Source organism: Corallococcus carmarthensis (genome assembly GCF_003611695.1).
Classification (GTDB): domain Bacteria; phylum Myxococcota; class Myxococcia; order Myxococcales; family Myxococcaceae; genus Corallococcus; species Corallococcus carmarthensis.
Genome location: NZ_RAWE01000006.1, coordinates 1 through 26207, shown reverse-complemented (window position 1 = coordinate 26207; position 26207 = coordinate 1). Strand labels below are relative to the sequence as shown.

At 68.0% G+C, this 26207-nt stretch carries 20 protein-coding genes; 9 read left to right on the top strand and 11 right to left on the bottom strand.

Features of this window, described 5'->3' with window-relative positions:
- The first annotated feature begins 145 nt into the window (after window positions 1-145).
- Together D7X32_RS45290 and D7X32_RS02885 are read left to right on the top strand one after the other, a co-directional pair.
- Entirely contained in the window at window positions 146-298 is a 153-nt protein-coding gene (locus tag D7X32_RS45290; RefSeq protein WP_158625598.1) for a hypothetical protein, read from the top strand.
- A 38-nt stretch (window positions 299-336) separates the two neighbouring features.
- Window positions 337-3618: a carboxypeptidase-like regulatory domain-containing protein gene (locus D7X32_RS02885; RefSeq protein ID WP_120600950.1), complete on the top strand. Its 3282-nt coding sequence runs from the start codon at window positions 337-339 to the stop codon at window positions 3616-3618.
- Window positions 3619-4484: 866 nt separating this feature from the next.
- Here D7X32_RS02885 and D7X32_RS02880 read toward each other — a convergent pair.
- Window positions 4485-4775 (bottom strand): hypothetical protein, encoded by a 291-nt coding sequence (locus tag D7X32_RS02880; RefSeq protein WP_120600949.1) that lies wholly within the window; start codon window positions 4773-4775, stop codon window positions 4485-4487.
- Window positions 4776-5301: 526 nt separating this feature from the next.
- Between D7X32_RS02880 and D7X32_RS02875 the strand changes: the two genes are divergently transcribed.
- Both D7X32_RS02875 and D7X32_RS02870 read left to right on the top strand, forming a co-directional pair.
- Entirely contained in the window at window positions 5302-6513 is a 1212-nt protein-coding gene (locus D7X32_RS02875; RefSeq protein ID WP_120600948.1) for a glycoside hydrolase family protein, read from the top strand.
- Between the two features lie 94 nt (window positions 6514-6607).
- A complete protein-coding gene (locus D7X32_RS02870) occupies window positions 6608-7492 on the top strand; it encodes a DUF3455 domain-containing protein (protein ID WP_147449998.1) in 885 nt (294 codons plus the stop codon).
- 248 nt (window positions 7493-7740) lie between these two features.
- Here the strand turns inward: D7X32_RS02870 and D7X32_RS02865 are convergent, their stop codons facing one another.
- From D7X32_RS02865 to D7X32_RS02850, 3 genes are all read right to left on the bottom strand, one after another.
- A complete protein-coding gene (locus tag D7X32_RS02865) occupies window positions 7741-9624 on the bottom strand; it encodes an NBR1-Ig-like domain-containing protein (protein WP_120600946.1) in 1884 nt (627 codons plus the stop codon).
- A 439-nt stretch (window positions 9625-10063) separates the two neighbouring features.
- Window positions 10064-10189 (bottom strand): helix-turn-helix domain-containing protein, encoded by a 126-nt coding sequence (locus D7X32_RS02860; RefSeq protein ID WP_244238816.1) that lies wholly within the window; start codon window positions 10187-10189, stop codon window positions 10064-10066.
- A 451-nt stretch (window positions 10190-10640) separates the two neighbouring features.
- Complete coding sequence (locus tag D7X32_RS02850) at window positions 10641-11054, bottom strand: hypothetical protein (RefSeq protein ID WP_120600945.1); 414 nt, start codon at window positions 11052-11054, stop codon at window positions 10641-10643.
- Window positions 11055-11270: 216 nt separating this feature from the next.
- Between D7X32_RS02850 and D7X32_RS47430 the strand changes: the two genes are divergently transcribed.
- Together D7X32_RS47430 and D7X32_RS02845 are read left to right on the top strand one after the other, a co-directional pair.
- Window positions 11271-11405, top strand: coding sequence for a hypothetical protein (locus D7X32_RS47430; RefSeq protein WP_279635553.1), 135 nt, complete (start codon window positions 11271-11273; stop codon window positions 11403-11405).
- 564 nt (window positions 11406-11969) lie between these two features.
- Window positions 11970-13832 carry a hypothetical protein gene (locus D7X32_RS02845; protein WP_120600944.1) on the top strand — a complete coding sequence of 621 codons (1863 nt, stop codon included), beginning with the start codon at window positions 11970-11972 and terminating at the stop codon, window positions 13830-13832.
- 225 nt (window positions 13833-14057) lie between these two features.
- Here the strand turns inward: D7X32_RS02845 and D7X32_RS02840 are convergent, their stop codons facing one another.
- Window positions 14058-15167, bottom strand: a complete 1110-nt coding sequence (locus D7X32_RS02840; protein WP_120600943.1) for an FAD-dependent monooxygenase — start codon at window positions 15165-15167, stop codon at window positions 14058-14060.
- A gap of 110 nt (window positions 15168-15277) precedes the next feature.
- Between D7X32_RS02840 and D7X32_RS02835 the strand changes: the two genes are divergently transcribed.
- Complete coding sequence (locus D7X32_RS02835) at window positions 15278-15886, top strand: TetR/AcrR family transcriptional regulator (RefSeq protein WP_208752295.1); 609 nt, start codon at window positions 15278-15280, stop codon at window positions 15884-15886.
- Between the two features lie 87 nt (window positions 15887-15973).
- Here D7X32_RS02835 and D7X32_RS02830 read toward each other — a convergent pair whose 3' ends face one another.
- Both D7X32_RS02830 and D7X32_RS02825 read right to left on the bottom strand, forming a co-directional pair.
- Window positions 15974-16516, bottom strand: coding sequence for a LysR substrate-binding domain-containing protein (locus D7X32_RS02830; RefSeq protein ID WP_120600942.1), 543 nt, complete (start codon window positions 16514-16516; stop codon window positions 15974-15976).
- Window positions 16488-17000 carry a TetR/AcrR family transcriptional regulator gene (locus D7X32_RS02825; protein ID WP_208752293.1) on the bottom strand — a complete coding sequence of 171 codons (513 nt, stop codon included), beginning with the start codon at window positions 16998-17000 and terminating at the stop codon, window positions 16488-16490. The genes D7X32_RS02830 and D7X32_RS02825 overlap by 29 nt, the downstream gene beginning before the upstream one ends.
- Before the next feature lie 160 nt (window positions 17001-17160).
- Here D7X32_RS02825 and D7X32_RS02820 point away from each other — a divergent pair, with 160 nt between their 5' ends.
- Complete coding sequence (locus D7X32_RS02820) at window positions 17161-18117, top strand: NADP-dependent oxidoreductase (RefSeq protein ID WP_120600940.1); 957 nt, start codon at window positions 17161-17163, stop codon at window positions 18115-18117.
- A 54-nt stretch (window positions 18118-18171) separates the two neighbouring features.
- Here the strand turns inward: D7X32_RS02820 and D7X32_RS02815 are convergent, their stop codons facing one another.
- The 4 genes from D7X32_RS02815 to D7X32_RS02800 form a co-directional block, all read right to left on the bottom strand.
- Window positions 18172-19569: a DUF1552 domain-containing protein gene (locus D7X32_RS02815; protein ID WP_120600939.1), complete on the bottom strand. Its 1398-nt coding sequence runs from the start codon at window positions 19567-19569 to the stop codon at window positions 18172-18174.
- A 5-nt stretch (window positions 19570-19574) separates the two neighbouring features.
- Entirely contained in the window at window positions 19575-21902 is a 2328-nt protein-coding gene (locus tag D7X32_RS02810) for a DUF1588 domain-containing protein (protein WP_120600938.1), read from the bottom strand.
- 282 nt (window positions 21903-22184) lie between these two features.
- Window positions 22185-23612, bottom strand: a complete 1428-nt coding sequence (locus D7X32_RS02805; RefSeq protein ID WP_147449996.1) for a hypothetical protein — start codon at window positions 23610-23612, stop codon at window positions 22185-22187.
- 10 nt (window positions 23613-23622) lie between these two features.
- Window positions 23623-25281, bottom strand: coding sequence for a hypothetical protein (locus D7X32_RS02800; protein WP_120600936.1), 1659 nt, complete (start codon window positions 25279-25281; stop codon window positions 23623-23625).
- 280 nt (window positions 25282-25561) lie between these two features.
- Here D7X32_RS02800 and D7X32_RS02795 point away from each other — a divergent pair, with 280 nt between their 5' ends.
- Window positions 25562-25966, top strand: a complete 405-nt coding sequence (locus D7X32_RS02795; protein WP_208752291.1) for a hypothetical protein — start codon at window positions 25562-25564, stop codon at window positions 25964-25966.
- Window positions 25967-26207: the final 241 nt, after the last annotated feature.

Here is a 26207-nt window from a genome sequence, read left to right as displayed (position 1 = left end):
CTCTGGCTTCCCTCGAATCTGTGTTGCTACGCCGGTGCCGTTGTTGCGTCCGCCGCAACAAACATTCACTCTCCGTGACATCCGGCGCTACAACCCCAACGCATACGCATCGGGCGAAGAGAAGGCCTGTTGAGGGTGAGGGCGGATGCAGCGGTGCCGAAGCGGGACGCTGACGGGTACCGCCGAGCTGTGGGCGTACGTGCCCCGCCATTCGCAGCGCGAGGGCTGGGTGGCCTTCCGTGAGCAGCCGTCGCCCTCGGGCATGGAGGCGCGCGCCATGGGTTTCGCGCCCCCCTGAGGAACGCCTGTCGACCGCGCTGCTATCCTGGCCCACGCATGCGCCAGGGGAATCGTCGGTGGGCACTCATCATCGCGGGCATCGTCGGGCTGCTGCTCGTGACGTTCCTCCTGCGTCGGCAGGCTGCGTCCCCGTCATCCCGTCGTTCCTCCACGGTCGCGAAGGCGGCGGGCCCCTCCGGCACCGGGCCGCGCGTCACGCCCGTGCCCGGCGCGAGCCTGCGCATCACCGGCGTCGTGAAAGAGGGTGCGCTGCCCGTCGCGGGCGTGCGGGTGTCCGCCTCGCGCGTCGACCCGGCGGAGACGCTCTCCGAGCGCCCCTGCCCCGCGCCCGACCTCGTCACGGCCGACGCCGGAGCCGCCGGGTTCGCGCCCCGCATCCGGCTGATGGACTGCTGGCCCCAGGCCCAGGCCCGACTGCTGGAACAGGTGAGCGCCCGCGAAGGCGAAGCGCCCGTCCTCGCGGAGACGACGACCACAGCGGATGGCACCTTCGTGCTCGATGGACTTCCGGAGGGTGCCGTCACGCTCTGGGCCCTGGGGGAAGCGGGCGCGGTGAAGCAACACGACATCCTGGCCGGGACCCGGGACGTGGTGTTGTCGCTCGATGAAGGCCTCGTGTTCGAGGGCAACGTCAAGGTGGAGGGCTCGCCGGAGCCCCTCACGGAGGTGACGCTCACGCTGTTCTCCCATCACCACACGCGCTTCTTCGACGTGCGCGCCGATGCCCGGGGACACTTCCGCCTGGGGCCCCTTCCCCGCACACGCTACGCCGCCCTCTTCGCCCTCGCGGGTGAAGGCGTGCTCCTCCTCCAGGACGTGGAGGCCGCTGACCTGGAAGACCTGACACTCCACCGTCCCTCGCGCTTCTCGGGACAGGTGGTGTCCGAACAGGGTGCGCCCGCGGCGGGGGTCCAGGTCTGGCTGTCTCCCCCCACCTCGGAGCCAGACCCCCAGGTCACCACCACGGACCCCCAGGGACGCTTCGCGTTCACCTCGGCGCTGCCGTCCGAGCATGAGCTCTTCACACGGAGCTCCGCGCAGGACGCGTTCGCCTCCATCGAGTCCCCGCCCGCGGAAGGATTGTTGCTCCAACTGCGACCCGGCGTCTTCCTCCAGGGCACCGTGCGGGACGACACCGGGAAGTCAGTCGCTGGAGCGAAGGTCACGGCACGACCCTTCCAGCCCGTCGCCCTCGGCGAGCGCGGGCAGGCCGTGACCCGCGCGGATGGGAGCTACCGGCTGGGCCCGCTGGCCATCTCGGAGTACCTGATCCGCGTCAAGGCCGAGCACCACCTCGATGAAGGGCCCGTGGACCACGAGGTCGACGAACACACGGAGCCCCTCGACTTCACGCTGGCGCGTGCAAGCTCGGTGGAAGGGCAGCTGGTCGACGAGGCGGGCCAGCCGCTCGCGGGCCTGGAGGTGAAGCTGCACACCGGCGAGCTTCGGCGCACCGGAACGGACGCGGATGAAGACGTCGCCGTTTCGGATGAGACCGGGCGCTTCGTGCTGGACTCCCAGGCCGTGGGGCCCGGGTGGCTTGAAATCGATGCGGACCGCTTCATCCGGGAACGTTTCGCCGTGCGGATTCCCTCGCGGGGCATCCGGCGGGTGTTGCGCCGGGGCGCCACCGTCTCCGGCACCGTCGTGAGCATGGCGGGGGCGCCCCTGCCCGGCATCGAGCTCACCCTCTGGAAGCGCGAAGGGCAGGACGACGCCGAGCGCTCGGGAGCCACGGACGAGCAGGGACGCTTCACCCTCCAGGGTGTGAGTCCCGGCCGCTACGTGGTGGAGGCCTCCCTCCAGACCCCGGCCTACACGCGCAGCGCCTCGCAGCCGGTGGAGGTGGCGGACGGAGAGACCGCGACGGTGTCCCTGAGGATGGAGGGGAACCGGACGCTGGCGGGCCTCACCGTGGACGGAGCAGGCCGGCCCGTGCCGGGGGTGATCATCCGGATGGGGGTTCCCGAAGGAGATCTCCCGCGCCACCGGCAGAGCAGTGGCATGTCCTGGATGAACGTGGAGGGCCTGCGCTCGGACGACAAGGGCCGCTTCTTCCTCAAGCACCTGGACGCCTCCCGGTACGTGCTGTCCGCGAACCGGGCGGACTACGACCTGGAGCCCGCCCGCTCCCAGGGAGGCCTCCCCGGCAAGGACCGCACCTTGATTGTGGGGAGCGACGTCCGCGAGGTTCGACTGGTGCTCCACCGCAGACCCCACGCCCGGGGCCGGGTGGTGGGTCCGGGGGGCGCGCCCGTGACGTCCTTCAGCGTCGGCTTCGACCAACAGCGCTCCCCGAGCGGAAACTTCGACGTGGACCTGTCCGGAGCCACCGACCGCCACGCCCTGGTCTTCCGAGCCAAGGGCATGGCGCCGCTGGAGCGGACGTTCACGCTGGAGGGCGGGGCGGACGTGGACCTGGGCACGCTCACGCTGTCGGAAGGCCGGACGGTGCGCGGCGTCCTGCGCGACGCCCAGACGGGCCTCCCCTTGAGCGGCGAGGTGCGCGAAGATTCGGGGAGCTGGGTCCAACACACGGGCACCGTCTTCTACCGGCTGCGGAGCGAAGGCCCCGGAGACCCGGTGCTGGCATACCGCAGGCTCCGGGCCGCGCTGACGCCAGACGGCACCTGTCTCCTGGAACACCTGCCCTCCACGCCCCTCACCCTCGAGTTGGAAGTCCCCGGCTATCTGCCGCTGCGCCAGACGCTGGACGCCGGAGCGCGGGAGTTCACGGCCCTGCTGGAGCGCGGAGCCCGGGTGGAGGTGAACATCCGGGATGCCCAGGAGCGCCCCATGCGGGCGATGCTCGTCATGACGATGCCGGACGGCGACACGCAGCAGCGCATGGCCTCCACGGGCACCGTGGTCATGAGCGGCCTTTCCCCGGGCCTCTATTCCTTCACCGCCAGCCCGCTGGAGGACGGCAAGCCGCACTCCAGCGACCGCTTCCAACCGAAGTCACTGCGGGTCCCCGCCAGCGGGCAGGTCGCCCTCACACTCGAAGCGCTGGAGCGCGGCGCCACCCTGACGTTGCGACTGGAGGACGACATCCTCGAGGCCTTCCTCATCCCCGGCTCGGAGCCCTGGCCCGAGGACGACATGGCGTCCCGGCGGCTGGAGGCACGAGGGCATCCCCAGGAGCGGCTGGCGCAGTTGCCCGTGACGCTGCGCTTCGACCGCGTCCCCGCGGGCCACTACACGCTCTTCGCCATCCACCGCGCGAGGGATCGGATCCACCGGGAAGAGCTGGAGCTGCCCGCCGAAGGCGCGGTGTCCCTCGAGGTGCGCCCGGTGTGGAGACCACTCGCCCCCTGACGTGGGCGTCCCTCCCGTGACCGCCGAATGACGGCGTTCACGGGTGGCGGCGCTCCTGGCCACCGCATGCGCCAGGGGAATCGCCGCCAGGCACTCCTCATCGCGGGCATCGTCGGGCTGCTGCTCGTGACGTACGTCCTGCGCGGACACGGAGCCGCCTCGAACCGGGGGGCCCGTAGCGCCACCGCCGAGGCGTCTTCGGGCAGCTTCGTCACCGGGCCGCGCTTCACCCCCGTGCCCGGCGCGAGCCTGCGCATCGTGGGGCTCGTGCGCGATGTCCGGGGCCCGGTCGCGGGCGTGAGTGTGTCCGCGTCGCGCGCGGAGCCGGAGGAGACGTTGTCGGAGCGTTCGTGTCCTCCGTCCTACGAGTCCCCGAAGGCTCGGGCCCGACTACGCATCGGGCGAAGAGAAGGCCTGTTGAGGGTGGGGGCTGGAGCAGAGGTGCCGAGGAGGGACGCTGACGGGTGCCGCCGAGCGGTGCGCCAGGCCGGTGGAGAGGCCGTGCAGTCCTCATGGGGCGCACGCCCGCTCAGGCCTCGCTCCCCTCTGGGGCGCGGCAGGGGCTTGGGCATGGGGGTACTGCCGCCTGGCGCTCAACACCCTGCGTTCTGGGGTGGCCCCCGTGCTGGGGCCAGTCTCCCAGGCACTCGCTCGACGCACATTTCCGGCTGCTCTATGTTGGGCGTTCGATGCGGCGAAACCAGCCCGGCCGCAAGGCGACCTCGGCGCACCTGGAGGGGCTCGTGCAACAGCTCGAGCCATCGCTCCGGGGCCGTCTGGACTGACTGCGCGTTGGCAGAGGCACTCCGGCCTTGAAACCACGAGGCTCGGACGCGATGCCGGGCCTCGGGGACGTTCAAGACCGCTCAGCTCTCAGCCTGCTCCGTGCCCGGATGGTTGGCGTCGCAGACCGGCGCGGTGTCGTCGGAGCGCTGGCTCTGCTCGGAGGAGACCGAAGCGTTCTCCTGCGAAGGCTGCGCAGGCTGGAAGCAGTAGCCCGCCGCGCCACAGGTGGTGAGGCGGGTCCCCAGGAAACAGGGGTCGTCGCAAATACCCTCGCAGGTATCCCAGCACTGCAACGGAAGAGCAAAGGCGGACGCGGGGGCCACGGCGAGGACAGCGGCGACGGCGAGAAGCGACTTCTTCAGCGCGTTCATCGGCACTCCTGGGTGTGGGAATGTGCCTGCACGAAGGACAGGCACGCCTCGCAGCAGAAGCGCGTACCGGAAGACAATGACAGACACTCTACGTCAGAACTGTTTCCGACCTGACGCTTACATCACCCCAAAATCCATCCCTGCAAGAGTCAATCGTGGCAACCCCTCATATTTAGTGTGTATGGCCAGAACCAGACTGCCGGCCCACCCTTTCGTCGGAGCCGTCATGCGCTTCAGTCGTCTGCTTGCCGTTGCCACGCATCGGGCGAAGAGAAGGCCTGTTGAGGGCGGGTGCAGAGGTGCCGAGGCGGGACGCTGACGGGGGCCGCGAGCTGTGCGCCAGGCCGGTGGAGAGGCCTTGCAACCCTCATTGGACACGACCCCATCCAGCCGCGGCGTGCGATCCAGGGTCGGCTCCTGCCTCGCCGCGCACGCCAGAGCATCCCGTGGGACCGAAATGGGATTCAAGATTATTAACGGAAATCAGCTCTTCCTGTTTTAATTCATCACAGCCAGGATGGAGGGCATGAACCTGTCCACCCTCCTCCTGTCGCGTCTTCCTTCGCCGTCCGCGCTGTTGGCCGCGGGCGTGCTGCTCGGTGCACCGGCCCTGGCCGGGGGTCTTGCCTATGCGGGCAACGCGGGCGGCCCGGGCGTCACCCTGATCGGCGTCTCGCAGCCCAACGGCATCGAGGCCCATCCCTCGGCGGAGAACCCCCTCGTCCAGGGCCACAACCTCTACGCGCCGGACCTCGTGCGAAACGGCGGCGTGTGGAACCTGTACTACGGCGGCTGGAAGAACAGCACGGACGTCAACGACCGCATCTACTTCGCCGTCTCGGATGACCTGCTCTTCGAGGGCCCGTGGTCCGGCCAGTCCGTCATCATCAGCAATGGCGGCTACCTCCACGTGAACGATCCCTCCGTGCAGAAGCGGCCGGATGGGCGCTGGGTGATGGCCTACACGGTGGCGCACCAGGTGGGCTCGGACTACCGGGACTGGATTGCCATCTCCACCAGCACGGACGGCGCGGCGTGGACGCCCTCGGTGGCCACCTCCACCACGGAGGTGCGCATCACCAACGCGAGCTTCAGCGACATCGCGCGACCGTCGCTGCTGTGGACGGGCAGCGGGTGGAAGCTGTGGTTCGACGCGCGCACGGACAACGGCCCCCTCCACTCGTACCTCGCCGAATCCAGCGAGGACCTCCCGCGCAACTTCGTCCTCGTGCAGAGCTACCCGGACGTGAATGGCTTCCCTGGCTTCATGGAGCCGGACGTGGAGCGGGTGAATGGCCGCTACGTGGCGGTGGTGCAGCGCGGCTTCGCCACGCTCCACAAGCTGGAGAGCACCGACGGCCACGCCTTCACCGAGGTGGGCACGTTCCTGTCCGCCGCGTCGCCCGCCTTCGGCCGCAAGTACGTGAGCAACCCCGGGCTCGTCTACGACAACGTGGAGGGGACGGTGAAGGGCGTGGGCTTCGGGATGACGAACAGCGACAGCCTGACGGGGCACGACATCGGCTTCGCGTACACGCAGTACCGCGTGAGCGTGCTGTCCTGCCCGAGCACCTGGCACGCGTACACGACGGGCCGCTACTTCGACCAGGCCCAGCAGCTCACCTTCGGTTACGGCAGCTTCTGCCGCATCCGGGTGGAGGACCCGCGCACCGGACAGGTGCTCGCGGATCAGGCGGTGGGCTCCGTGGCCGGAGACCGCTGGCAGTTCGTGCCGTAGAGGGTCGTGGGGATGACACGCGTTCCTCCCTGGGAACGGCTTGCTGGCACGCAAGGCCGGTATCACCGTTGCCCGTTTCCGAGGGAGGTCCGTCTTGAAGCCTGCTCGAACGAGACCCGTCCTTGTCATCGCCACACTCGCGCTCTCCGTCGTGGCCTTGGGGGGATGCGACGATGATGAGGACGACGATGAGAAGGCGGCGGCCACGGAGGCGGTGAAGCAGATCTCCCAGGGCGCACCCACCAGCCTGCCGGCCAATGTGCCGGATGAGGTGCTGCGGGTGATGTTGGGAGGCGTGGAGTACAACCTGCGCGAGCTGCTCAGCCGCCCCTCCGAATCGCGGCCCTCCGCACACATCGTGGCTGCCTACCAGACGGGCTCCACGCCCGCGGACCCGCCGCCCTTCGGGACCAGCGACGTGGCCGTTCTTCCGGACTACACGCGGGAGGCGCCAGCGGCCCAGGTCTACGAGTGCCGCCAGAACGCGAGCGGCTTTGCCTGGGCCTTCCTCCAACCGGAAGCGGGCCTCCAGCCCATCACCGCCGAACCCATCCCGGCGCTGGAGAAACTCGTCCTCGACCACTTCCGCTACCCGGCTGGCATCGACTTCGGGCCACCCACCGGCACGCCCCCCGTGGGCCCCGCCTGGCGCGTGTCGGCTCCGGTGCTCGACGAAGGCGCGTCCACCGCCGGCCAGACCCTCTTCATTGGCAGCGTCGAGGCCACGGTCGCCAACGGGCCTGGCAACGTCCCCTTGCTGCGACTCGCCAACGTCGCGCGCATCGACCGGGGGCTCCCGTCCGAGGTGTTCTCGAGGACCACGTCCGACGGAACCCAGACGGGCTATGTGCTCCGGCTCGACACCGCGGGAGGAATCGCGCCACCGACGGGTTGCGACGGCACCTCGGACGTGGGCAAGCGCGAGCGGGTGCCCTACGCAGCGGACTACTACTTCATCGATGTCTTCACGACTCCGTAGCGGCGAGCGTTGAGTTCGCGTGAGCGGGCCTGGGTCGCGCCAGGCTGCGGGCCCCAGGCGCCGCCATGCTCTCGACCTGCCCACCTTCCATCACCCTGCTCGCGGCCGTTGTCGTGATGGTCGCCAACCGCAACCTGCCCTCCCCCCTCAAGCTCCCCTGGGAGCTCGAGGCGGGCCTCTGACTGCCTTCATCCGGCAGGCAGAGCGCTACCCCAGGATGGCCTGGGCCCACGGGTGGGCACGGCGCCTCAAGGGCAGTCGTGCCACTCGAAGCTGGTCATGGGAGCAGTGTCTCCATTGCGGTTCACCACGGAGTCCGCGGTGTTGATGTTGAGCGCGGACGTGGCGTGGGTGCCGCAGAGGAAGCTCGCGGAGCCCGGGGACGGGCTGGTCACGGTGTTGCCGTAGAGGAGCAGGGGCGCCGCGGCGGTGCCGGCGCCGTCCACGTTGATGCCCTGGCGCGCGGAGACGACGGTGTTGCCATACACGCTGCCGCCCAGGATGTTGTTGCCGGAGTACCAGGGGTGCGGCCCCAGGTTGATGCCGAAATGGCAGTTGCGCGCCGACGAGCAGTTGATGGTGTTTCCCGTGACGATGGCGCCGGTGAAGTCACCCGGGAAGCTGTTGTTGAAGTTGTCGAGCATCAGGCCCGCGAAGGTGACCTGGCCTGGCTGGGTGATGGAGTTGTTGGTGACGACGGCCTGGCGTCCGCTGCCCAGGATGAGGGCCACGTCGCTGTTGTCGATGAAAGCGTTTCGGTCCACCAGGGCCCGGTCCGAGGCGTGGATGGTCAGGCCGTCGGCCCACATGCCGGGCTGGGAGTTCTGGCCGTTGGAGCGGAAGACGTTGTTGACGAGCGTGCCGTCATTGCCGCGGAACTCCAGCGCAGTGCCGCAGAGCGTGTTCTTGCTGACGCTGTTCGTGAAGCGGCAGGAGGCGCAGTCGCTCATGCGGGCGTTGAAGCCCCAGATGTTGGCGCCGGGGACGCCGCTCGCGCAGTTGGACGCCGCCGCGGTGCCCAGCCGCGCCACGCGGTTGCCGTCGAGCACGAGGTGGTCGAACGTCACGTTGCTCGTGGCCTCGGCGGCGATGAACCCGCCGGTGGAGGCGCTGAAGGTGGGCAGGGCCTTGAGCACGGCGCAGGCGTTGCCCAGGCCCTCGCAGTTGGTGGTGGAGCCAGCCAGGCCCTGGGTGCGCAAGGTGAACGGCTTGTTGATCGACACCAGGGTCCCGATGCCGTAGGTGCCGGCGGGAAGCTCCAGCGTGCCACCCGGCGGCGTGGCGTTGATGCATCTCTGGAGCGCGGGCCCGACGTTGGAGGTGCCATCCAGGATGCCCGATTCACCCGGGCACAGGGTGACGGCGGGCTGGGAGACGGTGATGGAGACGGCGGGCGACTGCGCGCCGAACCAGGCGACGTACTCCTGGAGCATCTTCCACTGGAAGGTGTAGACGCCCGCGGTCGCAGGGGCGGTGATGGTGAAGGTGAAGGTCTTCTGGGCGTTGGGAGCGATGGCTTCCCCAGAGACCATGTACACGCGGCTGTCGCCCCAGGTGAAGGTGTCCTGGGGCGCCTGGGAGCCAAGCCTGTACTGGCCAGCGGCGGTCCAGACATTGGTGCCGGTGTTGCGCATCGTCACGGAGACAGAGGCCGTCTGGCCCGGGGGCAGCGACGTCGGCACGGACTGCGACACGAACTGTGAGTCGAGGGCGGGGCGTGGCTGGACGGTGATGGAGACGGCGGGCGACTGCGCGCCGAACCAGGCGATGCCGTCATGCACCATCCGCCACTGGAAGGTGTAGGTGCCGGGGGCGGAGGGGGCAGTGATGTTGAAGGTGAAGGTCTTCTGGCCGTTGACCGGGATGGCCTCCCCGGGGGCCATGTACACGCGGTTGTCGCCCCAGGTGAAGGTGTCCTGGGGCGCCTGGGAGCCGAGCTTGTACTCGCCAGCGGGGGTCCAGACGGTGGTGCCGGTGTTGCGCATCGTCACGGAGACAGCGCGCACCTCACCCGAGGTGAGCACCGTCGGAACGCTCTGCGAGACGTAGGTGGCGTTGTCCGCCGCGTTCGCGGTGATGCCGAGGAAGAGAGTGCAAAAGAATGCGAGGACTTGCAGGAAGCTTCGAAGCATGCGGGCCTTTCAGCGAGTGGAACGGCGGTTCCATTGACGTACGCGTTCACGGGAAGCAGGTGCATGGCTTCCTGGTGCAGCTTGATTGGGTGTCCGGCGTGTCTTCGCGAGGCCGGGCAAGCCCGCTCGTTTTGAATGAGCCGGCGTGGTGAAAAACGATGCAGCCGCAATGCGGCTCCTAGCCCTGGTGCGCCTCGAGGCCCGCACCGGGGTAGCCCCCCCATGAGCAACGCAGCCGCGCCTCCAGCTCCGCGATACGCGCATCTCTCGGGTCGGGCGTGGCCACGTCCCAGTATTTCCAATCCGCCCCAGCCCACGTCGAGCGTGGTGAGGCCCACCGTTCGCTGCCTCACGGACCCCGCAGGCGCGCACCACCCCGTGAACGCTTATTCATTGACTCTCATGAGAGTCAATGGAACTGCTCCCGCCGTGACCGCCGTCAGTCCCCCCGGTGCTGCCAGCCCTTGAGCTTCGCGTAGAGCGAGCTGCGGGAGATGCCCAGCTTCGTCGCCGCGCGCTCCACGTGGCCGCCCTCGCGCGCCAGCACGCGTTCAATGTGACGCATCGGGCGGATAACGCATAGGGCGAAGAGAAGGCCTGTTGAGGGTGAGGGCGGGTGCAGAGGTGCCGAGGCGTGACGCTGACGGGTGCCCGCCGAGCTGTGCGCCAGGCCGGTGCAGAAGCCGTGCAGCCCTCATTGGACACACGCCCGCTCAGGCCGCACTCCCCTCTGGGGCGCGGCAGGGGCTTGGGCATGGGGGCCACTGCCGCCTGGCGCTCAACACCCCGCGTTCTGGGGTGGCCCCCGTGCTGGGGCTCGTCTCCCAGGCAGCGCGGGCAGTCCCAGGGGCTCCAGGTTGGCACGCACCCCACTGGGAGCCCTCAGAGACGCCAGCACCCGGCCCTGCCTCCACACCTGCGCAGGCGAACACGTCCAGCGCGATACTCCTGCTTGAGCAACCCGGACCCATCCAGCCGCGGCGTGCGCTCCTGGGTCCGCTCCTGCCTCGCCGCTGCTAAAGGCGGCCCACGACCGTGGGCGTTCCCCCGTCCGGGGACGACGTGCAGGACGGCATGCCTTCCGACATCCCTCCGGCGAGCACGGCCACCTCCAGTTGGGTGGCGGGGCTTCCGGGCGCGGGGGGCATGGGCGCCGTGGTGTCCGCCATGCGGATGAGGGATCGCTGCGCGTTCGACACCGCCGGGTCCGTCATCGACGGCGCGCGCATCGCGTCGAGCGAGTTGAGAGGCATGGGGGCGCCCCCGGTGGGCACCGCGCCGTGGCAGCCGCCACAGCGGGTGACGGCCATGGCTTCGACCTCGCAGGCTGAGGCGGACGGCTCTGGAGGCGGGCCCCCCGCGTCGGGGACGGAGGCGTCGGGCGACGCGCTTCCGCCAATCGTTCCCTTGCAGCCGACCAGCAGCAGCACCTGATTCCTCATGACCGCGACTATCGGCCCCCCCCGCGAAGGGGCCGCAAGTCCAGGACGACTGAAGGCGCGCCCTGGTCCGGTCAGGACGACTTCAAAGAGCGCGGCCCGGCAGCTCCACCTTCAGGGGCGAACTCGCGGAGCCCACTGCCTCCACCCATGCGGCGACCTTCGTAATGGGCGCGGAGTGGTTCATCTCAAGGGACCATTTGGAGGGTGCTCCAGGCCACGGCGGCGATCCTCCACCGGCCCCTCCTGGTGCGCACGAGCAGCAGGTTGGCGATGTTCGCGCGGGACGTGCAGGCGATGTTGCAGGGCGAGGAAGAGGGCCGGACCCGCGCCTCGTGCTAAGACGGGACTCCTGCGCCAGCGCTTCGTGACGGAGGCGAGCAGGACAGGCCCACCCCTACCCCCCGGTCCCAAACAGGCATGCCCTGAAGGTCCCCTGCCGCATGGAGACGGGCCTGCCCAGACTTGGGGAGAAGCAATCCCACTCAAACCCACGAACTCGCCACCATCCAACCGCAAATAATCCGTTGCGGAGCCTTGTTCCGCTCCAGCGGCTCACGCCTTTTCCGGAGTCGCCCTCGTCAAATCAGAAAAGGCCAACAGGGGTGAAATCGCAGGCTGGAATTCGCGAGGAGAGCGCATCTTCAGTACTTCTCTCGCAATCAATGGCCTGAAGGCTCCAAGTCGATAACGTCTGTTTAGAGAGAGCCATTCGTCGTCATTTAAATACAACCAGGCACCTGCTGAAATCTGGGGCGACTCAGCGGCCCCAGAAAATCCGACCTCAATATAAACCTACACAGACATTGGCGGCGCGCACACCGGGCGCAGTAGCGGCTTGCCAGTGATCAGATGAAGTTGACTTCGCCTGATCTTCCTCACATCCGCGCCCCGAAGGAGACCCTCATGTCCGTTGCAATGGATGGCATCATGGCCGTATTCAGTCCACCCTCAGATAAAAAGAGTCTTTTGATTGCTGTCGCCGAAGAAGGCACCGCAGCTGCTCTCAATCAACTCGTCTTCGCGCCACTGTGGCAGGCGTTCGTGGTCAACGAGGTGATGAACAATCCTCCGAGCGGGACGATCTGCAACGGTACGGTCTACGTGGTCTACCCCAGCACCGCCCAGGATACGTCCTCTGCGTTCTGCTACACCTGCACGGGCACGACCTGGAGCGGCCCCACCGTACTCACCGAGGTATTGACGAACTGCGGCATGAGTGCCGTCACGTACAACGGTACGCCGTATGCATTCTATCAGGGCACAACCCTGAACATGAAGAACAGCGGTCAGATGTTCGCCAAGCAACTGCCGTCAGGCTCTTACTGGGGCGTGCTGGGCGAACAAGTGATCATGTCCAACATTCCCTCGGCTGTCGCGTTCAACGGCGAAGTCTATGTTTTCTACCAGGGGCCGGGGAATGATGAGCAGGTCTGGTTCACCCACACCTCCGACATCAGCAGCGGTAACTGGGCGGCTTCGACCCAAGTCCCAAATATCGGGGTCGCGTCGTCGGGTTCACCAGGAGCGGTGGTTTTCAACAACCAAGCCTACATCTTCTACCCGAGCTCCAACACCAACAACTCGATGTATTACAGGGGGATGAACACCGCGGGCGCCTGGGGAACCGAAGGCAATATCTCCGCCGTGAGCATGACTGGCAAGCCGAGTCCCCTGGTCTACAACGACGTCCTCTATGTGTTCTACGAGGGCTCGGGCGGCGGAACGATGTGGTACATCAGCTCCACCGATGCGGTGAATTGGACTGCGCCGGTCCAGCTCGCCATGACCGGAATATCGGCTGCGCCCTACTTGATTGTCTATAACTCACAGCTGTTTTGTTTCATGCAGGGTCCGGGGGACGATTCTCAGCTGTGGAATTGCCTCATCACCCCTGGCGAAACCAACAGCTTCATGGCCCGGATCACCAATGGAGGCCTGTCCTGGTCTCCTGGTGTCGCGGTCTACAACAATCAAGTATTCGCGTTCATCCAGGGCACAGGAGAAAGCGGCGCAATGTACTGCTGCATCGGCGATTCAAATGGATGGCAGCCCGCCATCCAAATCGTAGGAGAATCAGGGATGACGGGGTCTCCTGCGCCGGTCGTGTACAACGACGTGCTGTATGTCTTCTCTCAAGGTGGGGCCTACGCGGGCAATTTGCTCTACAACACCTACAGCCCAAGCAGCGGCTGGAGTGCGCAGCAGGAGGTCGTTCGGGGTGCGGGCATGTCGGGATGGCCCGGGCCGGTGGTGTGGAACGACCAGATGTACGTCTTCTATGAGGGCAAGGGAAACGCCAACGGCGTCTGGTACAGCGTGATGAGCAGCGATGGAGGCTGGAGTAACTCCATTCAGATGAACACCAGCGGCGTCACGTACTCCAACCAGACAGGAAGCAATCACGCAGGAACAACCGCCCCATGCGGCGTGGTGTACAACGGCACCCTGTATGTCGGGTACCTGGCCAACTCCGGATATATCTACATCACTGAGTTCAGCAGCGACGGCACTTCGAACGGAAACCCGGTCGCCATCGGAGGGAACGCGTCGTGCTCGATGAGCTTCGCTGTGCTGGATGGGGTGCTCTATATGGCCTACCAGAATGAAACGAGCGGACAGCTCTTCTACCGGGTCAACAGTGGCGATCCCTGCAACAGCGCGGATTGGGGTCCAGGCATCCAGTTGGGCGCGGCGCCGTCGTCGAGTGCGCCGGGTGCCTTCACCGCCTGGACCGAGGATGCGATCAGCTGCGTGCAGATGTTCTGAGCGCGTGTCCCGAGACGGCTCGATGCATCCCTGAGAGCCTCTTTCGGTAGGAAAGAGAGCCGTCCGCCTGCCGACTGCGCCAGGCCGGTGGAGAGGCCGTGCAGCCCTCATGGGGCGCACGCCCGCTCAGGCCGCGCTCCCCTCTGGGGCGCGGCAGGGGCTTGGGCATGGGGCCACTGCCGCCTGGCGCTCAACACCTCGCGTTCTGGGGTAGCCCCGCGGCCATCACGCGCTGCGCGGCGCGGAGAGGCGGGCGTTGCGCGCCTCGATTGCTTCCCAGGTCGCGGGGCAGATCAAGTCGCCGCCGGGAAGCGCCATGGCCTGCGCGCGATCGACATGGGGACGTTGCCGCTGTTCGTATTCCGCGAAGGCCGCTTCGAAGTCGCCTCCGTGGCGGCGCAACGCTTCGGCCAGGATGCAGGTTCCGGTGATGGCGAGGGACGTTCCGCGGCCGGAGAGCCCGGTCGCGCACGCCGCGGCGTCGCCCACGAGGACGACCCGGCCTCGATGCCACGTTGGCATGTGAATCTGGCTCACCGAATCGAAGTAGAGCCCGGGATCGCGCAGCGCGGCGGCGACGATCTCGGGCACCTTCCACTCGTCGTGGCCGGCGAAAGCCTTCGCCAGGATCGCCTTCTGCGCGGCGAGGTCGTGGTAGTCGTAGTCGATCCACGGCGAGCGGAAGTTGAAGACGCCGAGCGCGCGGTCCCGATACCGGGCGATCCCAACCATGTGTCCGGGGAAATTGAACATGGGATTGACCCGGCCGGCACTGGCTTCCTCGGGCAGGTCTGCCAGCGCGATGTAGAACCCCAGGTGTTTGAGGTAGTCCTTTTCCGGGCCGAAGATGAGGCGCCGCGTCGCGGAATGCACGCCGTCCGCACCCACGACGAGGTCGTAGCGCTCGCGCAATCCCGACTTGAACGTCACGTCGACTCCGGCACCATCGTCGTGCAGGGCCTCGATCCAGTCGCCGAAACGGACCGTGTTGCCCTCGGGCTGCGCGCGGTAGAGCACGTCTCCCAGATCCTCGCGCGGAATCTCGACGTCCTCTTCGGAGTCGTTGATCTCCTGCTGGGGAATGGCGGCGATCGTCTTGCCTTCGCGATCCACGAAGACGACCTCCTCGCTCATCGTCACGCGGCGCGCGCGGATCGCCTCGAGCACCCCCAGCTCCTGCGCCATGCGCACGGCATCACCGCGGATGTCGATGGGTGAGCCATTCACGCGCAGGTGTTTCGCACGCTCGACCAACGTGACGGAGAACCCACTCTGGCCGAGCGCGATCCCCGCGCTGAGACCGGCCATGCCTGCGCCCGAGACCAAGACCTTCATGGGATGCCTCCTCCGGTTCACAACCGGCCACCTCGTTAAGATACACCGTGTACCTTAACGGCTGGCGGAACGTGCCGCAACGCGTGCAAAACCGCCCCGGAAGAACCAACATGGCGCGCATGGAACAGACCGGGGTGCGGACGCGGCGCCGGGGCGCGACACTCGAGGACGCGCTGCTTGCCGCCGCTTGGGCGGAACTCGCCAAGACCGGCTACACGAACTTCACGTTCGACGCGGTGGCGAAGCGCGCGAACACCAGCCGGGCGGTGCTCTACCGGCGATGGTCGAGCAAGCCCAAGCTGGTCCGCGCGGCGATCGCCCGGGAGATCCAGAAGGATGAAGTGGTCACGCCGGACACGGGCTCCCTGCGCGGCGATGTCATCGCCCTGCTGACGCAAGCCAATGGACGGCGCGTCCGCCTGGCGATCACGCTCCTCGCCCACCTCGGCGACTACTACCGCGCCACGGGGACGAGCATCGCCACCCTGCGAAATTCTATCTATGGCGACCGCGAGTCGAACATGGAGACCATCATCGAGCGCGCGGTGGCTCGCGGCGAAGTGAAGCCCGGCGTGATCAGCGATCGCATCCTGCGCCTCCCGCTGGACCTTTTCCGGCAGCAGCTGGCCATGACCTACGCGCCGGTGCCGGCCGAGGAGATCGCCGGGATCGTCGATACGATCTTCCTCCCGCTGCTGAAGGCCCACGGCGCGCTCTGAACGGCGAGGCGTCAGCGCATCGCGAAGCGGACTTCCAGCGCCAGACCTTTCCTTCGCGCGGAGGCACCGCCTTGGACGACCCAGGCGTCATTTCCGGGTGATGCCTGGACGGCCTCCCCCACCCTGACGCGGTGCGGACTCCCAGGGCGGACCGTTCTTGAAGAGTTCCGCCAGATGGTCCACGAAGACGCGCACCTTGGCCGGCAGGAAGCTGCGGGACGGGTACACGACGGAAACGGTGGCATCGAACTCCGTCGCCGTGACGTCGTACGCGGGGAAGAGGTCGACCCGTGTCCCCGCGGCCAGCTCCTCCGCGCACATCCAGCGCGGCAGGAGCGTCAGCCCGGCGCCATCGAGCGCGAGGCGCTTGAGCAGCAGGCCGCCGGCGGCGGCGACGCGGGTCCTGGGTGGCACCTCGTGGATGTGCCCCCGGGCATCGCGAAAGCGCCACGTCGGACGGAACCCTTCACGTGGGAACGCGAGGCAGGGCTCACGCTCGATGGCGCCTCCAGCACGAGCTCCAGTTCGATGCTTGAGTTGCACGGTCTGCTCCCGAACGTCGCCTGCGTGCCCTGCGACCCGTCCATGAGCGGCGTTGCCGTTACCGGCGGGCGGGAGGCCGCAGTCCATCCAGCAGGAGGTTCAACAGGCGATTGGCAAGGCCTTCTGTCTGGCGAGGGGGCGCCACCGTGAAGATGCCGATGAGGCTCGCGGCGATGTCCTCGGCGGTGACGTCCCGGCGGAACTCATCCACCGCGCGGCCGGCGTCGAGGATGGTGGTGATGGCCGCCAGCAGCTCGATCCGGGTCTGGCCGTGGGCGAGTTCGCCGGTCTTGATCATCGCCAGCAGGGTGTCGAGCATGCCGTTCTTGGTCGCGATCCAGTCGCCGAAGAGATCCATCCAGCGCCGCATCGCCACGGCCGGCGGCAGTTGGTCGAGCAGCTCGCGGGCGCCGGTCGTCAACCGCACGACCTGGCTCCGGTAGACCGCGTCGACCAGCGACTCCTTGGTGGGAAAGTGCCGGTAGAGCGTGGCGATGCCGACCTCGGCCTCGCGGGCGATCTCTCGCATCGACGGCTCGGTGCCAGCCGACGCGAACACGCGGGTCGCCACCGCGAGCAACTGCTCGCGGTTCCGGACTGCATCCGACCGTGGCGCGCGGTCCTCCGACCCAGTCGAAACGGAGCGTGCTCCATTTGTGTTGCGGTCGCCCATATAAGCGGAGCATAGTCCGTTTCGGCGGGGTCTTTCATGCCGGAAGAGACAGGGGCGCATGCAGAAACGGAACGATGAGCTGTCGACGGTCAGGGGCCGGGCGGTCCGGCTCGACGCCTTCGGTGGCCCCGAAGCATTGAAAATCCTTGAGATTCCCGCCCCGCAGGCCGGACCGGGACAAGTCCGTGTTCGGGTCACGGCAGCCGGGCTGAACCCGATGGACTGGATCATGACCGCGGATGCGAACACCGCCGCCCGGTTCGGCTTGAGCCTGCCGGCCGGGTTCGGAACCGACTACGCGGGAAGGGTCGACCAGGTCGGTGACGGGGTGACCGGGTTCGCACCGGGCGACCGGGTGTTTGGCGGCGCCCTGTCCCGCGCGGTCGCCGACTTCGTGGTGGTCGACGCGACCGGGGGCATTGCGGCGAACGAGGCCCATCACACCCCCAACGGCGTCGACGACCGCACCGCCGCCACCCTCACGATCGCCGGACGCACGGCGTCCGCCGCCCTGGCCGTCGTCGAGCTGGGGCCGGACGACACCGTGCTGATCGGCGGCGCGGCGGGTGGAGTCGGGGTCTTCGCCGTCCAGTTGGCCCGGCTCGTGGGGGCACGCGTGCTCGGCACGGGATCGGCGACATCGGCCGATTTCCTGCGCGCGCTTGGGGCCGAGCCGGTCGCCTACGGCGACGGCCTGGCGGATCGGGTCCGTGCCCTCGCTCCCCGCGGCATCACCGCCGCGTTCGACCTCCATGGAACGGAGACCGTGCACGCCGCCAAGGCGCTTGGCGTCCCGGACACGCGCATCACCACCATCGCCGCCCAGATCGATGGGATCACACCCGCCAACGGCGCCAACGCCGCCCCCGGTGCTCTGGAAAAGATCGCTCACCTGGTTGCGACCCGCCAACTCCGGGTGCCCATCGCCGCAAGCTTCACGCTCGAGCAGATCCACACCGCGGTCGAACTCCAGGCCGGCCGGCACGTGAAGGGCAAGGTCGTCATCGACCTCTAAACGCGTGTGGCTGAGCCTGGCCCAGGTCACAGCCGCCCAGCCCGCTCTCGCGGCTCAGCCATACAGCTCGCTCAGCGGTCCCGGCGCGATGCGCGTGCTGCCCTCGTGCCCGAAGGTGTTGAAGTCCGCATCTCCGAACGCGTGGCCGAGCGTGTTGAAGAGATTGGAGACCTGCCGGTTCCGGGCCGCGTCGTACTTCGGGTACACGACCGTGCGCCCGTCGGTCTTCAGGCCCAGCGCGTTGCCGCCCACCACGAGCTTCGGCCACTCGCGCGCGGTTGAGTGGTGCTGCTCGCCGTTGTCGGACATGAAGACGATCGCGGTGTGATCCAGCATCGAGCCGCTCGCGCCGACCTCGGGCGTGGCGGCCAGCGTCCTCGCCAGCTTCGCCACCAGCTGCACGTGGCGGCGGGTGACCTCGGCGACGCGATCCCAGTTCTGCCCCTCATCCAGGCCGTGCTGCAGGCTGTGCCGCGGGATGTCGGTCACGTCCGGGCCGTAGGCCACGTCGAAGCCCGAGGTGCCCGTCGCCAGCACCACCGTGTTCGTCAGCCCGCCCAGGAGGGACGCCGTGGCGATCTGGAACTGCGCCTCGAACCACTTCAGCGAGTCGGGCGGTGAGCCCGCGCCGGTGATGAGCGGGTTGTCCTTCGGCGCCAGCGGCAGGTAGGGCCGCACGCGGTCCGCCATGCCCGCGAGCTGATCCTCCCGCGTGCGCAGCGACTCGAGCGAGGAGAGGTAGCGCTCCAGTTTGAGCCGCTCGTTGGAGTTGCCGCGGAACTCCGCCAGCGCCTTGCGCGAGTCGGCCAGCGCGAAGTCGAAGAGCATCTTGCGATCGCGCCCATTCGTCGAGCCGCCCAGCAGCGAGCCGAAGGTGCTGTCGAACGCGAGCGACGGATTGACGATGATGCCCGCGGGCTTGCGGGGTCCGAGCGCGCAGGTCTCGTACACGATCGACACGCGCGCGGAGCTGGTGCCCAGGCGCAGCACGTCGAACGGTGCACCACGGCGCAGGCGAGGTGCGATCACCGCGTCGAAGGTCGCGCCCGCGCCGTTCACCGCGCAGCTCAGCGCGCCCGTCCCGCTGGAGTGCCCGCCGCCCGCGATGAGGCTCGAGAGCCCCAGCAGCACGGCGGAGCGGTTCACCAGGTCGATGTTTCCGGAAGACGCCGCCAGCGGCCCGAGACTGATCGCACTGGCGAGATTGTCGCCCTCACGAACCAGCGGCGTGTCCTTGTACGCGTCCCAGAAGAGGCGGTCGGAGGTGTTGGCGCGTCCCCCCAGCGCCGCGCGGGTGCCCGTGCTCAGGAGCGCGCGGGGGTAGACGCCATTGCACTCGAGGACCAGCACCAGGCGCGCCGGCAACGCTGACGGCTGGGCATAGACGTCGTGGAAGTAGGGCGCGAAGAGGCCGGCGGCCATGCCCTTCAGGACGGTTCGTCGCGAGAACATGGCAGTCACTCTCCAGCCTGCGGCAAACGCCGCGTCTTCCAGGTGTCGCTTGTCATCAGCGTGGTCAGCATCTTGGAGAACGAGCCGTTGTTCTGGTCATAGGCCTGCTCCATCTGCGTCAGCGTGCAGGCGTCGCTCCGGTTCTCCGGGCGGCCCATGAAGTAGCGGAAGGCCTGCCGCACGAAGCAGCGTTTCACGTGCCGCGAGGTCGCCAGGCGCTCGCTCAGTTCCACCGCGTCGCGCACCGCGCCGTCCAGCGAGGGGTCCGGCATCGACGTGAGCGTCGAGCTTCCGTCCGGCGTGGTCCAGCCTCCGCTGGTCGAGTGATCCCGCGCGCGCAGGAAGCCCGCGTGGTTGTAGATCTCGAAGGGCAGGCCGAGCGGATCCATCAGGCGGTGACAGCCCTGACACTGCGCTCCGGCGGTCGCCTCCTGCAGGCGGCGGCGCGCGTTCTTGTCGGCAGCGTGAGCGCCGACCTGGGCTGCCACCTGCACGCTGCTGAGCGGCGGGACGAAGCCGCACAGGAGGTTCTCGCGCACCCACTTGCCGCGGTGGACGATGGACGGATCGTCCTCGAAGTTGCCGCCGTGCGCGGCCAGCCACACCGGGTGGGTCAGCACGCCCGCGCGCTCGGCGTCAGGCAGCTTCTTCCAGCGGCCCGCGACGGTCGCCGGGAGGATCTCGCTGACGTTGTAGGGGTGCGAGAGGCCCTTATGCGAGTCGTACGCCGCGTTCTGCATGGAGGGCACGTAGAAGGTGCGCGTGGTGAGCAGGTTCGCCAGCACGTCCCGATCCTCGACGACCACCCGCGCGATCAGATCGTCGAACTGCTGGATGAAGGTCGGCTCCAGCGGATGGAAGTTGGTGAGCAGGTTGTCGTACGAGACCGAGCTGATGTAGCCGAGCCCCTCGATTTCGAAGCGCGAGGTCGCCGCCGGAGACTCCTTGAACACCGCGGACACGTGCTCGTAGCCGAGCCACTCGCGGAAGAAGCCCGCGACGCCGTCACCCAGCCAGTACTGCCCGCGCTTGGAGCGCTGCTCCTCGTTGTAGTCCTGCACCAGATCGAAGCGCGGTGTCCCGTTCTGGTTGGCGTCGACGCCGCCCAGGTACTTCTTGATCAGGGCGGTGGTCGTCGCATCCTGCGTGAGCGAGCCATCCTTCGCGGCAGTGGCCACGTCCGCCAGATGCCCCTCGAGGGGCGCGGAGTAGTACGGCCACACGAAGCTCGGCGTGGCCGAGGGCGCGCGCCCCGCGAGCGCGTAGGCCAGCTGCGAGCCCAGCTCGAGGCTGGTCAGTTCAACGCGACCGTCGGCCGGCTCGCCGCCCATCTCTCGGCGGAACATGGCGCCGGTCATCATCCACGCGGCGTTGGAGATCCGCGTGATGGAGTCCGCGCGGTTCTGCGGGGAGTAGCTCGGCTCCTGCGCGATGACCGCGGTCGCGAAGGTGGTGAGGCGGGTGAGCTCATCCTCGGTGGGCGGGCGGAAGAAGACGCCGAACTCGAGCATCTGTCCGAGGTGGAAGCGCTTGCAGGTGTCGCTTGGGTTCGCGTCGTTGAACATGCAGCTGAAGCTGTTGTTGGTGTAGACACGCTCCATCCGGTTGCCGTCCGGGTAGTTCATCGTCCACGGCGCGGCGGCCGCGCCGACCACCGGCAGGAAGAGCTCCACCGTGGCCTCGTCCAGCGTCTCGTCCGTGGCCCAGGAGCTGTACTGCTCGATGGCGCTGGGATCGAGCGGGTTGTCGTAGAAGCTGAACCCGGTCCAGCTGCGCTCGACCGAGCCACCGACGTTGCGGGTGAACTCGCGCCGGTTGATGCGGCGGATGCGCGTCGGCGCATCCGAGCGCACGCCGCCGGTGCAGGTGAAGAGCGCGGACTGATCGAGCAGGTTGGGCTCGGACACGACGGTCACGGGCGGGCCGTCCGTGCCACTGCAGAGGGGCATCCCCTGCCCGATCCAGGTCTCGAGCGCGGTGAGCTCGGCTGCGCTCGCGCGCTCATGCGGGACCGGCGGCATCGGAGACGCGTCGTCGCGCATGCGGATGAGCGCGCGCTGGGCGTTGCTGAGCCTCCCATCCATCGCCGAGCTCACCCGCATGTCGTGCAGGGTGCGCAGCGGCATCGTCGCCCCCTGGGTCGGCAGCGCGCCGTGACAGCTGGCGCAGCGGTTGGCGAGCACCGACTGCACCACGCACGCGGCGCCCAGGTTCCCACCGGGGTCACCGGGGTCACCGGGGTTGTTGGGGCCTCCGTTGTTGGTGCTTGGCTCGATGATGCCCTTGCACGCAATGAGGCTCAACAGTCCGGCCAGCAGGAGGACGCGGTTCATCCGGCCAGATTGGCATTGACGGTGGGGGGGATAGCAAGCAGGTCCTGCCCAATGGGCTCAGATCTGCCTGGGCCGCCGGTGGGGGCGCGCAGGTGCCCTGTGCCTACCCAAAATCCGGTCGCTGCCTCTAGTGAGCACAGCACACACGGGGCCGGCGAGGTCCCATAGCGGCGGCGCGGAGTGCGAATCGCCGAGAGCGGCGCCTGGCCATGCGTCGTTCGAGAAACCGCACCAGCGGCATGCTCCAAGGTTACGCGCGGCCCTGAGTCGCGCCGTCCAATCTCAGCGGAGGGCCTTCTCCAGCTCCTCGCGGCTGAAGTCCCTCGAGAGGTTGTTCGGGTCCCAGAGGGCGGCCAGCTCGACGATGGCCGGCAGCAGGGCCTGGATGCGGTCCTTGAGCCTGGCGCGCACGTGCTCCTTGAACCGCTGGTTCTTCATGCGGGCCAGCTCGCGCACCTCTTCCGGGACGCGGTTGACCAGGTCGTCGAGAGGGCGCAGGCCCCGCTCGAGCGCGCTGTCGACCTCGCTCTGGAGGTTGCCCGGCAGGGCCTTGAGCTTGCCGGCGGCGTCCTTGCGAGTGATTTCCTCGATGTGCTGACGGAAGAGGTAGGACTCCGCGAGCTGCTCGAGGGTCTCGCTGCCCAGGGACTGGACGAAGATGCCCTTGAACTTGTCGCGGAACTTGTTGTCGAGCTCCTCGGTGAGCCTCCAGTCGGTGTCGATGGCCGAGCACACCTTGTCCTTGAAGCTGGAGGCCTCGCTTCGCTGGGCCGAGCTGGGCACGCGTGAGGCCCAGTCGGAGAGGTAGCCCTTGGCCTGGTCGAGCAGGACCTTGGCCTTCCCCAGGTCGTTCTTGTCACGGTACGTGTCGACCTCCGCCCGCGTCGCGTTGAAGAGCAGCAGGACGCTGCCCTTCTCCGCCTGCACCAGGCTTTGGTAGGCCGACACCAGGTTGCGGTAGTGGCCCTTCTGCACCTGGTAGACTTCGGAGCCACCCTGTATGGCTTCCAGCAGGTTGCGGTCGATTTCGTCGGGGATGTCGACATCGAACAGCGAGGAGACGAGCTGCTTGGCCAGGTCCACGCCCTTGCCGCCCAGGAGCTTGTCATCGATCTTGAGGGCCACGTCGAGCGACTTCGCGGTGGCGCGCGAGACGCCCTCGCTGGTGCGCTTGAGCACGCCCGGGGCGAGCTCGTCGACGATGGACTGCGCCATCCGTGAGACTTGCTGCACCACCTGACGCTGGTCGTTCTCGAAGATGACGTCCTTGGACAGCAGGAAGGTCCACTTGTCCCACAGCTCGCCCAGCATCTTGTTGAGCAGGTCCTGGTGGACGAGCAGGTCGTCGTGGAGCTGGGGCGTCTGCACCTTGGCCAGGGAGTCAAAGAAGGCCATCTCGTGCTCCAGCGCCTGGTACCAGAAGAGCTGGAGGGCGGGCGAGAGCATGTTGTCCTTGGCGGCATCACCAAAGGCGCGGCTGATGTCGGCCGTGGCCGTGGCGCAGCGCTCCTGCCACTTGCGCTGCGTCCCCAGATTGCCGGCGCTGGTGCGCTCGCTGGCGTCGAGCATGGCCGAGAGGGCTTGATCGGCCGCGTTTCCAACCTTCACGATGGCGTCGCTCAAAGCGCGCTTCACCGTGTCGGGGGCGCCCTCCGAGGCGCGGTTCAACCGTTCGTTGAGTTCAGAGACGCGGCTTGAATACCAGCCCATGGAGTGCTCCTTACAGGCTCTGCTCGCTGGTGATGCGCCAGGGGCCACCGTTGCGGCGTTGGACCGTCCAGCGCCGACGCACGTCGACTGAGTTGAAGGTGCGGGTCTGGCCCTCGAAGAGGCCGACGTGGTCCAGCTCCAACTCGACCTCCTCGACGCGCGGCAGGCCCGGGGCCTCGTCGCCCCGGATGACGACCCGCACCTCGCCAATCCAGCGCACCCGCGCGTCGAGCACCTTGTTGAGCAGGAGTTGCCGCGAGCGCACCCACTCGCTGTCGCGGCCGTTCCAGGTCCAGACCGGGTAGTAGATGGGCCGGTCGGCGTCTGGCACGGCACGCCAGCCCGCGAAGAGGCCGTTCCAGGTCTCCTGGTCACCGCGCTTCACGGCCGAAATCATCGCGGTGAGGACCTCGCGCGGGCTCGCGTCGTCGGCCGGAGCGCCGAAGCGCTCCTGGCTGAGCGTCTCCTCTCCGGCGAAGCGCGGTCCGCCCTCGCTCGGGTCGCTGACATCGACGCAGACCACCCCGCCGACCAGAGCGGCGACGGGCTCCACCTCCAGGCCGGCGGCGGTGCGGCCCGAGCCCGCGAGCAGGCGGGGATCCGGAAGGATGCGGCCGAGCACGGCGATGTCGAGCCTCACCGACGGGGCAACGCGCTTCTGGTAGCGCTGCATGGCGGAGAAGACCTTGTTCATGGCCGGGGTGTTGGCGGGGCAGAAGACCCAGGCGCCGGACTGGTTCCAGGCCAGGTAGCCCTTGCCCATGTCGACCAGCCACTCCCGTTGCGTCAGCGTCGGCAGTGAGACCAGCTTGCCGGTCACCGCCGAGCGGTCACCCCGGAAGGGGTCGACGACGGGGAAGGCGCCGAGCGTCTCCCCTGCACGCGCCTCCAGCAGGACCTTCCACGCCGCCGCGGCCTGGAGGCCGATGGCCTTCACCTGCTCCTCGCCCCGGGTGCGGAACTCAAGGGCATCCGCCGGGAGCGTGACGAGGTCTCCATCGAGACAGGCACGCACCGTCTCCCAGTCCTCGCGCATCGCCGTCGCGAAGGGGCCGGGATGATGCTCGACGAGGAAGTCGACGCGGGCCTTGTGTCCGAGGTGATTCGCGAGCTCCGCGCGCGTCCCTCGCGAGGTGCGCCAGGCGCCGAAGGTGCTGTCGAGCAGGCGCTCCCAGTCGAAGACGCGCTTCTCGAGCCATGACATCCAGGCCTCGTCGAAGCCGTCGCGACCCATGCGCTCGGGTCCTCCCGGTCCGATGATCTGCCGCGTCGTATCGGCGATGCTCCAGGTGCGTTCATGGAGCAGGGCGCCGCTGAACTCGTGCTCCTCCCAGCCCTCGCCGGGCTCGCGCCGGCGAACGATTCGCACCTGGACCTTGTCACCCTCCTTTCGCCCCTGTTTGTCCCAGGTCTGGTTCTCGGCGTACTGGCCGAGCATGAAGGGCACGGTGCGCTGCGTGGTGGCCAGGTCGGGTGGCTTGACGACGGGCTGACCGTCGATGGCGATGACCCGGTCGCCCACGCGCAGTCCCGAACCGCGGAAGCCGCTGTCCCAGGAGATCCACGCCACGTGGAGGTGGGGCGTCAGGGCGTCGAAGCGCGCGTCGAGCTTGAGGCCGCTGCGCAGGCCCTCTTGGAGGTATTCCTTCTCGGCGCCACGTGGGTTCATGAAGGCGTCCCTGCCCTGAATCCCCGCCCCCTGCGGAGATGAGGCGTCGTTCTCTACCTCGCGGGCCTCGGCGCTTCAAGGAAGGGGGACGCCGGAGCACCTTCGCCCGCGTCTCGACATCGGTGTCCGAGACGACTGGCTTGCACGTCCACACCCTGGCCAACTCACGGACGCATTGGGCCGCTTCGTCACACGCATGGTGCCACTGGCGGCACGGCGATGTCCCGTGTCCGCCAATCCCGGTACTTCTCCGAACACACACTTGAACGGAGACGAACCCGTGCGTGCTGCCTTGTTCCTTGCAATCCTTCCTCGCTGGCTCACCGTGTGCCTGAGCCTCGTCGGCGCCCAGGCCTTCGCGGGATACACGTCCGTGCCAGACGGGTACGTCCTGCTCGGCATCGAAACCTCGAACCGCTACCTGGTGGCGGGTGGCGCCAGGTTCTACATCCCTCCCGCGCAGCACTCCCTGTACTCCGGCGCAACCACCGTGGCGCTGCCCCAGGCCACCATCAATTCCTACACGCAGATTCCCATGGACGGCACGCTGATCCGCCAGAAGGGCACCGCCGAGATCTACGTCGTGGTGGGGCAGGCGTACTGGTGGATTCCGTCGCCCACGGAGCTGGCCTACTGGGATGACTGGAAGGTAAGCGTTCACGGGGTCTGGCGACCGCGAGCGTGAATCAGGTCCCGGGCAGCAGCGATGGTGCGGGAGTGCCGTGGAGGTAAGCGTTCACGGGGTCTGGCGACCGCGAGCGTGAATCAGGTCCCGGGCAGCAGCGATGGTGCGGGAGTGCCGTGGAGATGGGCTTCAAGGGACGCAGTGAGAGCGTCGAGCACGTTGCGCTCCTGCTTCCTGAGGCTCATCACGGCCGTGAGGATGCGCTCGACGAAGCGGCTGCCGTCCTCGCTCTGGGTGCCAA

Bases quoted from the DNA above. Each gene is read 5' to 3' on its own strand.
- D7X32_RS02860 (WP_244238816.1), bottom strand. From the start codon at position 10,189: ATGCGTCACATTGAACGCGTGCTGGCGCGCGAGGGCGGCCACGTGGAG.
- D7X32_RS02810 (WP_120600938.1), bottom strand. From the start codon at position 21,902: ATGAACCGCGTCCTCCTGCTGGCCGGACTGTTGAGCCTCATTGCGTGC.
- D7X32_RS02880 (WP_120600949.1), bottom strand. From the start codon at position 4,775: ATGAACGCGCTGAAGAAGTCGCTTCTCGCCGTCGCCGCTGTCCTCGCC.
- D7X32_RS02815 (WP_120600939.1), bottom strand. From the start codon at position 19,569: ATGTTCTCGCGACGAACCGTCCTGAAGGGCATGGCCGCCGGCCTCTTC.
- D7X32_RS02800 (WP_120600936.1), bottom strand. From the start codon at position 25,281: ATGAACCCACGTGGCGCCGAGAAGGAATACCTCCAAGAGGGCCTGCGC.
- D7X32_RS02830 (WP_120600942.1), bottom strand. From the start codon at position 16,516: ATGGACTGCGGCCTCCCGCCCGCCGGTAACGGCAACGCCGCTCATGGA.
- D7X32_RS02805 (WP_147449996.1), bottom strand. From the start codon at position 23,612: ATGGGCTGGTATTCAAGCCGCGTCTCTGAACTCAACGAACGGTTGAAC.
- D7X32_RS02885 (WP_120600950.1), top strand. From the start codon at position 337: ATGCGCCAGGGGAATCGTCGGTGGGCACTCATCATCGCGGGCATCGTC.
- D7X32_RS45290 (WP_158625598.1), top strand. From the start codon at position 146: ATGCAGCGGTGCCGAAGCGGGACGCTGACGGGTACCGCCGAGCTGTGG.
- D7X32_RS02845 (WP_120600944.1), top strand. From the start codon at position 11,970: ATGTCCGTTGCAATGGATGGCATCATGGCCGTATTCAGTCCACCCTCA.
- D7X32_RS02865 (WP_120600946.1), bottom strand. From the start codon at position 9,624: ATGCTTCGAAGCTTCCTGCAAGTCCTCGCATTCTTTTGCACTCTCTTC.
- D7X32_RS02840 (WP_120600943.1), bottom strand. From the start codon at position 15,167: ATGAAGGTCTTGGTCTCGGGCGCAGGCATGGCCGGTCTCAGCGCGGGG.
- D7X32_RS02835 (WP_208752295.1), top strand. From the start codon at position 15,278: ATGGCGCGCATGGAACAGACCGGGGTGCGGACGCGGCGCCGGGGCGCG.
- D7X32_RS02875 (WP_120600948.1), top strand. From the start codon at position 5,302: ATGAACCTGTCCACCCTCCTCCTGTCGCGTCTTCCTTCGCCGTCCGCG.
- D7X32_RS02820 (WP_120600940.1), top strand. From the start codon at position 17,161: ATGCAGAAACGGAACGATGAGCTGTCGACGGTCAGGGGCCGGGCGGTC.